Annotated in this window: 9 protein-coding genes; 8 read left to right on the top strand and 1 reads right to left on the bottom strand. The window is 64.2% G+C overall.

The features are described 5' to 3' along the window. Positions 1–327: 327 nt before the first annotated feature. The 7 genes from QN219_RS13875 to QN219_RS13845 all read left to right on the top strand — a co-directional run bounded on the left by QN219_RS13875 (position 328) and on the right by QN219_RS13845 (position 9,590). Positions 328–1,275, top strand: coding sequence for an ornithine cyclodeaminase family protein (locus tag QN219_RS13875; protein ID WP_284000284.1), 948 nt, complete (start codon positions 328–330; stop codon positions 1,273–1,275). Between the two features lie 165 nt (positions 1,276–1,440). After that, positions 1,441–2,667, top strand: a complete 1,227-nt coding sequence (locus QN219_RS13870; protein ID WP_284000283.1) for an ABC transporter substrate-binding protein — start codon at positions 1,441–1,443, stop codon at positions 2,665–2,667. Next, positions 2,651–4,372: an ABC transporter permease gene (locus QN219_RS13865; RefSeq protein ID WP_284000282.1), complete on the top strand. Its 1,722-nt coding sequence runs from the start codon at positions 2,651–2,653 to the stop codon at positions 4,370–4,372. The genes QN219_RS13870 and QN219_RS13865 overlap by 17 nt, the downstream gene beginning before the upstream one ends. Next, positions 4,373–5,038, top strand: coding sequence for an ATP-binding cassette domain-containing protein (locus QN219_RS13860; RefSeq protein WP_284000281.1), 666 nt, complete (start codon positions 4,373–4,375; stop codon positions 5,036–5,038). Further along, complete coding sequence (gene hrpB, locus QN219_RS13855; RefSeq protein WP_284000280.1) at positions 5,038–7,497, top strand: ATP-dependent helicase HrpB; 2,460 nt, start codon at positions 5,038–5,040, stop codon at positions 7,495–7,497. The genes QN219_RS13860 and hrpB overlap by 1 nt, the downstream gene beginning before the upstream one ends. Positions 7,498–7,608: 111 nt before the next feature. After that, entirely contained in the window at positions 7,609–8,907 is a 1,299-nt protein-coding gene (locus tag QN219_RS13850) for an ActS/PrrB/RegB family redox-sensitive histidine kinase (protein WP_284000279.1), read from the top strand. A gap of 98 nt (positions 8,908–9,005) precedes the next feature. Next, complete coding sequence (locus QN219_RS13845; protein ID WP_284000277.1) at positions 9,006–9,590, top strand: ActR/PrrA/RegA family redox response regulator transcription factor; 585 nt, start codon at positions 9,006–9,008, stop codon at positions 9,588–9,590. Between the two features lie 32 nt (positions 9,591–9,622). Here the strand turns inward: QN219_RS13845 and QN219_RS13840 are convergent, their stop codons facing one another. Then, on the bottom strand, positions 9,623–10,150 hold the full coding sequence (locus QN219_RS13840; RefSeq protein ID WP_284000276.1) for an MmcB family DNA repair protein: 528 nt from the start codon (positions 10,148–10,150) through the stop codon (positions 9,623–9,625). A 197-nt stretch (positions 10,151–10,347) separates the two neighbouring features. Between QN219_RS13840 and QN219_RS13835 the strand changes: the two genes are divergently transcribed. Beyond that, positions 10,348–11,022, top strand: coding sequence for a L,D-transpeptidase (locus tag QN219_RS13835; RefSeq protein ID WP_284000275.1), 675 nt, complete (start codon positions 10,348–10,350; stop codon positions 11,020–11,022). Positions 11,023–11,074 lie beyond the last annotated feature (52 nt).

Raw genomic sequence — 11,074 nt, 5'->3', positions numbered from 1 at the left:
GAGCGAAGGTCATCGTCGCCAGCAGCGCCGCCGCCCTCGTCAGTGATCGGGCTTATAGACCCGCACCCTTTCCCCAGTCAACAGCCATTTTCAAAAAAACGGCAAAAAAACACAACACACGGAAATCAAAGGGGAATTTCAGACAGGCCGGGAAAGGTGACTGAAACGGGCCGTAAATGCGCGCGGAAAACGTTGACCGGACGGTAAAATTTCGGATCGTCAGCCTCCCCGTTGCCAAATGGCATCCTGCTATCTCCCGAAGGTGCTTCTCGGCGGCCGCCAAAGGCTGCTAGTGTCGCGCGGATCCTGGCACAGGGAGACTTCGAAATGCTGGTACTGGATGCGACGCAGACACGCGCGGCTCTGCCGTGGGACGGGCTTGTCAAAGCGCTCGGCGACATGTTCGCGAAAGGATGCGTCATGCCCGTGCGCCATCATCACGATGTCGAGGTCCCGGGCGAGGCGGACGCCACGCTGCTCCTGATGCCGGCATGGCAACCGGGTGCCTATATCGGCGTCAAGATGGTTTCGGTGTTCCCGGGCAATCAGATGCGTGGCCTCCCCGCCATTCATGGCAGCTATCTCCTTTCCTCCGGCAAGACCGGCGAGATGCTGGCAATTGTCGACGGCGGCGAACTGACTGCGCGGCGTACTGCCGCCGCGTCCGCACTTGCCGCCCGCTATCTGGCGCGCGAGGACGCGAGCCGGATGCTGATGGCCGGCACCGGCCGGCTGTCGGCGAATGTCATCGAGGCCCACGCATCCGTACGCCCGATCCGCAACGTGACGATCTGGGGCCGCGATCCGAAAAAGGCGGAAGCAACCGCCAGGGAGCTCAGCCTCAAGGACATATCGGTGGCCGTCGCGACCGACCTCGAGACAGCGGCGCGCGAAGCGGATGTCATCTCCTGCGCCACGCTTTCCTCCGAACCGCTGATTCGCGGCGATTGGCTGAAGCCGGGCGCGCATCTCGACCTCATCGGCGCGTTCAAGCCGAGCATGCGGGAATCGGACGACCGCGCCGCCCAGCTCTCCAGCATCTTCGTCGATACGCGTGAAGGCGCGCTCAGCGAGGGCGGCGATATCGTCCAGCCGATCCGCTCCGGCGTCATCACCAGGGATGCCATCCGCGCCGATCTTTTCGAGCTCACCCGCGGCACGCATCCCGGCCGCACGAAGCCGGACGAAATCACCCTGTTCAAATCCGTGGGCGCGGCATTGGAAGATCTGGCCGGCGCCGTGCTTGCCTTCGAGACATATCGGACGAAAGCTTGAACCGGGTGGCGCGGGCTTAAACCGCGCCATGCCTTTCCACGCCGCCAGCCGTGGTCCGTTTCACCGAATCGTGAGAGCGGCCACCGCTCGCGCGCATTGACGGCTACGGCACGCAGCTTACCTTCGCCCGACACTGGTGCGAAGACGACGGGAACGAGACGGTTCATGATCAGGCGGGCAAGACACTTCATCACGGCCGTTATGCTGGCGCTCGGTCTCGCCGGGCATGCGGCCGCGACCGACGTCGGAGACTGGAATTCAGTCGCCGCTGAGGCCAGAGGGCAGACCGTCTATTTCAACGCGTGGGGCGGTTCCGAACCCATAAACGCCTATATCAGGTGGGCCGGCGACCAGATGAAAGCGCGCTACGGCGTCACCGTCGTCCATGTGAAGCTCGACGACACGGCAAAGGCGGTTGCCACGGTCGTGGCTGAAAAGGCGGCGGGGAAGGATGCCGACGGGGCTGTCGATCTCATCTGGATCAACGGCGAGAATTTTGCGGCGATGAAGCGCGAGCGCCTGCTCTTCGGTCCAGATTGGGCAACCAAGCTGCCGAACTGGGTCTATGTCGATCATGAGACCAAGCCAACCATCCTCACCGATTTCACAATACCGACCGAGGGACTGGAGAGCCCCTGGGGCGGGGCCAAGCTTGTTTTCTTCTACGAATCGGCGCGGACCCCGGGCGGCGAACTGCCCGACTCGGCCGCTGGCCTGCTCAGATGGGCAGAAGCCAATCCCGGCCGCTTCTCCTATCCGCAGCCGCCGGACTTCATCGGCTCCTCGTTCCTGAAACAGGTGCTCATCGAGCTGATCCACGACAAAACCAAGCTGCAAAGACCCGTCGAGGAAGCGACCTTCACGGCGGATGCGGCACCGCTCTTTGCCTATCTCGACAAGCTGACGCCGCTGCTCTGGCGCAAGGGCAAGGCCTATCCGCAGAACTATCCCGACATGAAGCAGAAGTTCGCCGACGGCGAGCTCGACATCGTCTTCGCCTTCAACCCTGCCGAAGCCTCGGCAGCGATTGCCAACGGCGAGTTGCCGGCCAGCGTGCGTTCCTTCGTCTTTTCGGGCGGCACGCTCGGCAATACGCATTTCGTCGCGATCCCCTACAACGCGTCGGCGAAGGCCGGCGCGCTGCTGCTGGCCAATTTCCTGCTTTCGCCCGAGGCGCAGCTGCGCAAGCAGGATCCGAAAATCTGGGGCGACCCAACCGTCCTGTCGCTGGCAAAGCTGCCGGCCGCCGAGCGGCAAGCCTTCGAACGACTCGAACTCGGCGTCGCGACGCTTCGCCCCGATCAACTTGGACCCGCCCTCGACGAGCCGCATCCGGACTGGATGACGCGGATCGAGGCGGAATGGACGCGGCGATATGGGGCAGCGAACTAGGCGGCGTGATCAGGGCCGATATAGGGGCCCGCGTCGGGCCAGCGGGAACGGCCTTCTCGTCGTCATTCTGGGGTTGCCGGTCCTGGCGGGGGTTGCCGGCACAATCCTGCCGGCATTCGGCTATCTGCCCGCTCTCGGCGGGCTTCGCCCGACGATGGCGCATCTCACCGAACTCGCCGGCCAGCCCCATATCCTTCGGTCCGTCCTCATCGCGCTGGCGGCGGGCCTGGTCACGACCTCCGCCGCGCTCGCAATCGTCGGAACCTTTATTGCGGGCTTTGCCGGCACGCCGGTTTTCGCCCGCATCCACCACCTGGTTTCGCCGCTGCTTGCGGTTCCACATGCCGCGGCCGCCTTCGCGCTCGCCTTTCTCATCGCGCCTTCCGGCCTCCTTCTCCGGCTGATCTCGCCGGAGCTTACCGGCTTCACGCGACCGCCGGACTGGCTTCTGCCGAACGATCCTCTCGCGCTCTCGATGATTGCGGGGCTCATCACCAAGGAGGTCCCCTTCCTCTTCCTGGTGACGCTCGCCGCCTTGCCGCAACTTCCACTGCGCAGGGCGCAGCAACTGGCGGCAGCGCTTGGCTACGGGCGCGTGTCCGGCTTTCTGATCAGCCTGTGGCCCACGCTCTACAGGCAAATCCGGCTACCGGTCTTCGCCGTGCTCGCCTATTCGGTCTCCGTTGTCGACGTCGCGATGATCCTTGGTCCGCAACTGCCGGCGACACTGCCGGTGCGTATCGCCCATTGGGCGGCAGATCATGATCTCAGGGTGCGGTTCCTTGCTTCGGCGGGTGCATTGCTGCAACTCTTCGTCGTCGTTGCGGCAATGGCAATCTGGCTTGCGTTGGAGCGGCTCGGAAAGCTGGCGCGGACCTCCATGACGTTTGCGGGTACGCGGCTCCGGAAGGACATGGTCGTTCGCGCAATGTCGGGAATGGCAATGGCCGGCTGCGCCGCCATCATTTTTTCAGGACTGGCCGCCCTTTTCATCTGGTCGGTCGCCGGGCTCTGGCCGTTTCCGAACGCACTGCCGGGGGCGATCACGGGCAAGATCTGGCTGCGCGCACTGCCGCAAATCTCCGGGCCGCTTCTCACGACAGTCGGGCTCGCTCTCTCCGCCTCGGCCCTGGCTTTGATTATCGCGATTTTATTGCTCCATCGGAATGGCGCTGGCCAAGCCGGAAACGGTGCGAGCTACAAGCTTCTCTATCTGCCGCTGCTCGTACCCGAAATCAGTTTTGTGTTCGGCCTGCAGATCCTGGCAATCGCGGTCGGTTTCACGCCCGCTTTTCCAAGTGTCCTCGCCGTCCACCTTCTGTTTGTCCTGCCTTACGTTCTGTTGTCGCTGTCGGCACCCTGGCGCGAACTCGACCCGCGCTACGAGCGGATAGCGGCCGGGCTTGGAAAATCGCCCGTGCGGATTTTGCTCACCGTCCGGCTGCCGCTCCTGTTTCGAGCCTGCCTGACGGCGCTCGCCGTCGGCTTTTCGGTATCGGTCAGCCTCTATCTTCCGACGCTTTTGATCGGAGCGGGACGTCTGACCACGATCACCACCGAGGCGGTGGCACTTTCCGCCGGCGGCGACCGGCGTGTCATCGGCGTCTACGCCCTCGTTCAGGCGGCCCTCCCCTTCCTCGCATTTCTCGTTGCGTCGCTTGGTCCCCAGTTGCTATTCCGCAACCGTCGCGCAATGAGGATGTGAATGCAGGCAGCTGATGACCCGATGCCGCTTACGCTGGCGGATGTGACGATCCGACTGGCGGAACGGACGTTGCTGTCCGTGTCGGCGACAGTATTGCCCGGCGAGGTCCTGACCGTCATGGGCCCGTCCGGCTCCGGCAAATCGACCCTGCTCGCCTTTGCCGGCGGGTTTCTCGACCCGGCTTTCCGTGTCAGCGGTCGAATTCTGATCGGAAGCAGAGATCTTACCGATGTGCCGGCAAACGAGCGACGCGCCGGCATCCTGTTTCAGGATCCCCTGCTTTTTCCGCACCTCTCCGCCGGCGGCAACATAATGTTCGCGATACCGCAGGCGGTGAAAGGGCATCGCGCAAGACGGCAAATCGCCGAGCAGGCACTCGAACAGGTCGGGCTCGCCGGCTTCTTCGACCGCGATCCGGAAACGCTTTCCGGCGGCCAGAAGGCCCGGGTGGCGCTGCAGCGGACGCTCGTCTCCGCGCCGCGTTACCTCCTGCTCGACGAACCTTTTTCGAAACTCGACATGGCACTCCGGCAGCAGACCCGCGCGCTGGTCTTCTCGAAGGCGAAGGCGGCGGGCATCCCGATCATCCTCGTGACCCATGACAGCGCGGACGCAGAGGCGGCGGGCGGCAGGGTGATCGAGGTCGGGACCGAGGGAGGGGCCTGATGCGCGATCTCCCGCCGTTACCGGTTCGCGACATCCTGCCCCGCATGGGGGATGCACTCGCAAATGCACCGTCCGTCGTGCTCTCTGCGCCGCCTGGCGCCGGCAAGACGACGCTTGTGCCCCTCTTCCTTCTGGACCAGCCCTGGCTCAATGGCGGCAAGGTCATCCTCCTGGAGCCGCGCCGGCTCGCCGCCCGCGCCGCTGCGGGACGCATGGCCGAGCTTCTCGGAGAAAAGGTCGGAGACACCGTCGGCTACCGCATGCGGCTCGACAACCGAGTGTCGGCGCGGACGCGGATCGAGGTGGTGACCGAAGGCGTCTTCAGCCGGATGATCCTCGACGATCCCGAACTCTCCGGCGTTTCCGCGGTGCTTTTCGACGAATTCCACGAGCGCTCGCTCGACGCCGATTTCGGCCTGGCGCTGGCGCTCGACGTGCAGTCGGCCTTGCGCGACGATCTGAGGATCGTCGTCATGTCGGCGACGCTTGATGTCGGGCGCGTCGCCAAGCTGCTCGGCGACGCTACGGTCATCGAAAGCCAAGGCCGCAGTTTTCCGATCGATATTCGCTACGAGGACAGGAACGCCGGCGAGAGCGCCGAGGAAGCGGTCACGCGCGCGATCGTGGACGCGCACCGAACCGAAACGGGTTCGATCCTCGCCTTTCTTCCGGGCCAGGCGGAAATCACCCGCACGGCTGAGCGCCTCGCCGGGCGTTTCGACGCAAAGACCGTGATCGTGCCGCTCTACGGCAACTTGAGCCAGAAGGAGCAGGACGCGGCGATCCGCCCGGCACCGGCCGGTACACGCAAGATCGTGCTCGCGACGTCGATCGCCGAGACCTCGATCACGATCGACGGCGTGCGGATCGTCGTCGACAGCGGGCTGCAGCGGCTGCCGGTGTTCGAAGCGTCGACAGGGATCACCCGTTTGGAAACCGTGCGCGTGTCGCGTGCGTCGGCCGATCAACGGGCCGGGCGCGCCGGGCGAACCGAGCCCGGCATTGCGATCCGCCTGTGGCACCCGGGCCAGACCGCGGCGCTTGCCGCCTTCACGCCGCCGCAGATCCTCGCGAGCGACCTTTCGGGCCTCCTGCTCGATCTTGCTCATTGGGGCGTTACCGATCCATCCTCGCTCGCCTTTATCGATCCGCCGCCGGAGACGGCATTGCGCGAGGCGCGCAGTCTGCTGATCGAGCTTGGCGCGCTCGAAGCCAACGGTGCGCTGACGCCGCGCGGCCGCAGGATACGCGATCTCGCCCTGCCCGTCCGGCTGGCTGCAATGGCGGTTTCGGCAGCCGAAGAGGGGCAGGCGCGGGAAGCCTGCCTGCTGGCGGTGATGCTGACGGAGCAGGGCCTCGGCGGCAACAGTCTGGACCTGGAGGAGCGGCTGCGCCGGTTCCGGGCGGACCGCGGCGATCGCGCCGACGCCGCACGGGGTCTCGCAAGACGCATGGCGGCGGATCTCTCGACGCAAAAGAACGACGGAGAAAATGCGCTGCCCGGTTCGTTTCTGATGCACGCCTTTCCCGACCGGATCGCGCTCCAGCGCGGCGGGCGGGGGCGTTTCGTGATGGCGAACGGCCGCGGCGCCGAGGTGCCCGAGACCGAACGACTCGCCGCGGCGGGCATGCTCGTCATTGTCGACCTGACCGGCAGGGCTGGCGCCCAGCGCGTGCTCGCAGCCGCGGAAATCACCAGGGCCGATGTCGAGGCGCATATGCCGGAGGCCATCCGGCGCGAGGAGCAGATTTTCTTCGATCGGACGAGCCGCCAGGTGCGCGCCCGCCGCGTCACCCGGCTCGGCGCTATCATTTTCGAGGAAACGCCGCTTTCGCGCCCGAGCGGAGAAGCCGCGGCACGCGCGCTCGCCGACGGCGTTCGTCAATTGGGGCTTGCCGTCCTGCCATTTTCGAAGGACGCCGCGCAGCTGCGCGATCGCATCGGCTTTCTCCATCGCTCGATCGGCGAGCCCTGGCCGGACGTCTCGGATGAGGCACTGCTGTCGCGCCTCGACGATTGGTTCGTGCCGTTTCAGCATGGCGCCGGCAGCATCGACGGGATCAAGGCCTCCGACCTCGCCGAGGGTCTCCTGTCCCTCGTTCCCTACGAGCTTCAGCGCGAGCTTGGTAAGCTGGCCCCGACGCATTTCGAAGCTCCGACGGGGCATCGCCATCCCATTCACTATGACGGCGACGAACCCTTGCTTTCGATCCGCGTGCAGGAGCTTTTCGGCCTGAAAGTGCATCCGACGATCGGCAACGGCAGGCTGCCGCTGTTGCTGGAGCTGATCTCTCCCGGCCACCGCCCGATCCAGACGACGCGCGACCTGCCGGGCTTCTGGGCCGGATCGTGGAGGGATGTAAGAGCCGACATGCGCGGACGCTATCCCAAGCACCCCTGGCCGGAGGATCCGGCAAACGCGACGCCGACGACACGCGCCAAACCGCGTGGTACATGAAAGTGCGGTATAGTTTCGCGATCGGAACACGTTTGAGGGATTATATCGAATACGAAGTCTGCGCAGCGATGCCGCATCCGGCGGCGCAGCGTTGAAGCGGAAAGCAACAGCATGGCAGCAGCAATGGCACTCGACCACAACGACATGAACAGCAATCGCAGTCTCAGGCTGCAGACGCTCGTTCGCCTGCGTTGGCTGGCCGTGGGTGGTCAGTCCATCGCCGTCGTCATCACTGCGCTGTGGCTGCAGTTTCCGTTGCCGCTCGTTCCCTGTTCGGTGCTGATCGCGAGCCTGGCGCTGCTGAATACCTTCCTCACGATCCGCTTTCCGCCGACGCACCGGCTGACGCCGCCTGCTGCCTTTGCGCTGCTCGGCCTCGATCTTGCGCAGCTGACCGCGCTGCTCTTCATCACCGGGGGCCTCGCCAATCCCTTTGCACCGCTGCTGTGCGTGCCGGTCATTATTTCCTCGGCCTCCCAGCCGAAGCCGCACAGCATCGTGCTGGCAGGCCTTGCCGTCATCGGTGTTACCGCGCTCGCCTTCTCACCCTTCCCGCTGCCCTGGTATCCGGGAACCGTTCTGCTGATCCCGCGGGTGCTGACGGCTGGCATCTGGTTCGCGATCGTTTCCATGACGGCCTTCGCCGCCTTCTACACCTACCGGGTCTCGCTGGAGGCGAGCGAACTTTCAGAGGCGCTGACTGCGACCGAGCTTGTACTCCAGCGTGAAAAGCACCTGTCGCAGCTTGACGGTCTCGCCGCCGCCGCCGCGCACGAGCTCGGAACCCCGCTCGCGACCATCAGCGTCGTCGCCAAGGAGATGGAGCGGGAACTCGGCGACGACCCTCGCTTCGGCGAGGATGTCCACTTGCTGCGCAGCCAGAGCGAACGCTGCCGCGATATCCTGAAGCGGCTGACGACGCTTTCGTCCGAGAGCGAGGAGCATATGCGACTCCTGCCGCTTTCGTCGCTGATCGAGGAAGTGATGGCACCGCACCGCGAATTCGGGATAGAGATCGAGCTCAGGGAAAAAGGCGATCGCGCTTCCGAACCGGTCGGCATCCGCAACGCGGGCATTCTCTACGGGCTCGGCAATCTCTTGGAAAACGCGGTCGATTATGCGCGCAAGAAAGTGACCGTCACGGCGGAGCATACGGCCGAGCGCGTGAAAGTGACGATCGAGGATGATGGCGATGGTTTCTCGCCGGATATCCTCATGCGCATCGGCGAGCCTTACGTCACCAAGCGTCAGAAGGACGACAGCGCCGGCGGTCTCGGCCTCGGCCTCTTCATTGCCAAGACCTTGCTGGAGCGCTCAGGGGCCCGGCTGCGCTTCGAGAACGGCAGCTCCGGTGCGCGCGTGAGCGTCGAATGGCCGCGCACGCTGATGGATACGAAACTGGCGAAATGACCTTTGGCAGTTTATTGAAGACTGTCATGAGAAAACCCACATAATTTCAGCGAGAACGGTATTGTTGGGGCCATGTTTTCGCTTAGGGATCGGAAGAAATGACGGAAAAATCGACAACCGCGTCGAGTGCACAGTCTCCGGATGCCGAGCTGATCGGCCCGGACAGGACGCTGCTGATCGTTGATGACGACGGCCCGTTCCTGCGCCGACTTGCGCGGGCGATGGAAGCGCGGGGCTTCACGGTCGATATTGCCGAGTCGGTCGCCGAGGGCATCGCCAAGGCCAAGGGCAACCCGCCGAAGCATGCCGTCATCGATCTCCGGCTCGGCGATGGCAGCGGCCTCGACGTGATCGAAGCCATCCGTGGACGCCGGGACGACACCCGAATGATCATGCTCACCGGTTACGGCAACATCGCCACGGCCGTGAATGCGGTCAAGCTCGGAGCGGTCGACTATCTCGCAAAGCCGGCTGATGCCGACGATATTTTTGCCGCGCTCGTCCAGCGCCAGGGCGAAAGGGTGGAACCGCCGGAAAATCCGATGTCGGCAGACCGGGTGCGCTGGGAACACATCCAGCGCGTCTACGAGATGTGCGAACGCAACGTCTCGGAAACGGCCCGCCGGCTGAACATGCATCGCAGAACGCTGCAGCGGATCCTGGCGAAACGCGCCCCAAAATAATCAGCTATCGGAATGATGGCGTAAGCGGGTGCCTAGTCGTCGCGCGTGCCGGCAACGATATCGCGAATGGAATCACCGAGTTCCCCGTTTCGCTCCGCCGCCCATTCGGCGAGCATCAGTCGCTGGGCCGCGGTTCGCGCGAATGCCTGTATGACGGACTTGCGCGTTGCCGCCGCCAGGCGATGTTCCGGCGCCTCGCGCAGTATATGCGCTCCGTAACCATCGGAAAGCAGGAGCCCGCATTCCTCCGGGAAGATGTCCAGCGGTACGTCGCCATGCGTGGCGAAAAACAGCCGGTCGCAATGCAGCCGGTACTCCGGCCACTTGCGGTCCACGCGAAAATCCTCGATCGACGTCTTGATTTCGATAATCCAGATCTCGCCCTTCGCCGAAAGCGTAATGAGATCGGCGCGCCTGCCGCTTGCGAGCGTCAGTTCGGGCAGGACCGCGTGGCGCAATTCGGCAAGCAGCCGCTGGACGCCGCGGCGTACTTTCATCGCCCGTTCGGACTGGCGTCCGTCCGCCAGCGGATTGTCGCCATGGATCGATAGAATTGTCACCGGTTGATTCCCATTCCGACGCCGCCCACTCCGCCGTTTTGTTGCAAAAAAGCAATCGTCACGGAATTTACACTTTTCGGCCAAATTGCGGCAGTGCGGTCCCTTGCGCGGCACGGTGCAATAGAAAATAAGCTGTTGTTGCTGACGGCCGGGCACCCTCCCTCCCGTATTTCCTTACTTCCTTTTACGAGACCCCCATGCGCTTCCGCAACGCTCTCCTTTTGTGCAGCCTGGCCGCCACAGTTGTCCTTGCCGGCTGCTCGCAAACGACGTCCACAACCGGCCCGGCTCCCGAAGGGCAAAAAATTGCGACGAATCAAATCTTCTCCGGCAATTACGGCGCCGTCGAGGACCACGGCTACGCGGTGCCTGCCATTCCGATCAACCGTGTCGACTCTCGTTTCCATCGCCAGATCGTCGACTACGCGACGAAGGAACGCCCGGGCACGATCGTCGTCAACACGCCGAATCGCTTCCTCTATTACGTTCTGCCGGGCGGCAAGGCCGTGCGCTACGGCATCGGCGTCGGCAAGGCCGGCTTCGCCTGGGAGGGCGAGGCCTATGTTGCCTGGAAACAGGAATGGCCGACCTGGCATCCGCCGAAGGAGATGGCCGAGCGCAAGCCGGAAGTCGCCAAATATGTCGAAGACGGCATGGGTCCGGGCATCAGCAATCCGCTCGGCGCACGCGCCCTCTACCTCTTCAATGACGAGGGCAGGGATACGCTCTTCCGCCTGCACGGCACGCCGGAATGGGCCTCTATCGGCACCGCGGCATCTTCGGGCTGCATCCGGCTGATGAACCAGGACATTATCGACCTCTATTCGCGCGTCCGGCCAGGCAAGGGCGCGAAGGTAGTCGTTCAGCAGTAACGCTGCCGCGATTTGATAATGAGAGGGCCGCCGACCGATGTCGGCGGCCTTT

Origin of the sequence: Sinorhizobium sp. 8-89 (assembly GCF_030124325.1) — a bacterium.
Lineage (GTDB): Bacteria > Pseudomonadota > Alphaproteobacteria > Rhizobiales > Rhizobiaceae > Sinorhizobium.
Note: the sequence above shows the minus strand (reverse complement) of the source record. Positions and strands in the feature narration are given on the sequence as shown.

Bases quoted from the DNA above. Each gene is read 5' to 3' on its own strand.
- QN219_RS13875 (WP_284000284.1), top strand. From the start codon at position 328: ATGCTGGTACTGGATGCGACGCAGACACGCGCGGCTCTGCCGTGGGAC.
- QN219_RS13870 (WP_284000283.1), top strand. From the start codon at position 1,441: ATGATCAGGCGGGCAAGACACTTCATCACGGCCGTTATGCTGGCGCTC.
- QN219_RS13865 (WP_284000282.1), top strand. From the start codon at position 2,651: ATGGGGCAGCGAACTAGGCGGCGTGATCAGGGCCGATATAGGGGCCCG.
- QN219_RS13860 (WP_284000281.1), top strand. From the start codon at position 4,373: ATGCAGGCAGCTGATGACCCGATGCCGCTTACGCTGGCGGATGTGACG.
- hrpB (WP_284000280.1), top strand. From the start codon at position 5,038: ATGCGCGATCTCCCGCCGTTACCGGTTCGCGACATCCTGCCCCGCATG.
- QN219_RS13850 (WP_284000279.1), top strand. From the start codon at position 7,609: ATGGCAGCAGCAATGGCACTCGACCACAACGACATGAACAGCAATCGC.
- QN219_RS13845 (WP_284000277.1), top strand. From the start codon at position 9,006: ATGACGGAAAAATCGACAACCGCGTCGAGTGCACAGTCTCCGGATGCC.
- QN219_RS13835 (WP_284000275.1), top strand. From the start codon at position 10,348: ATGCGCTTCCGCAACGCTCTCCTTTTGTGCAGCCTGGCCGCCACAGTT.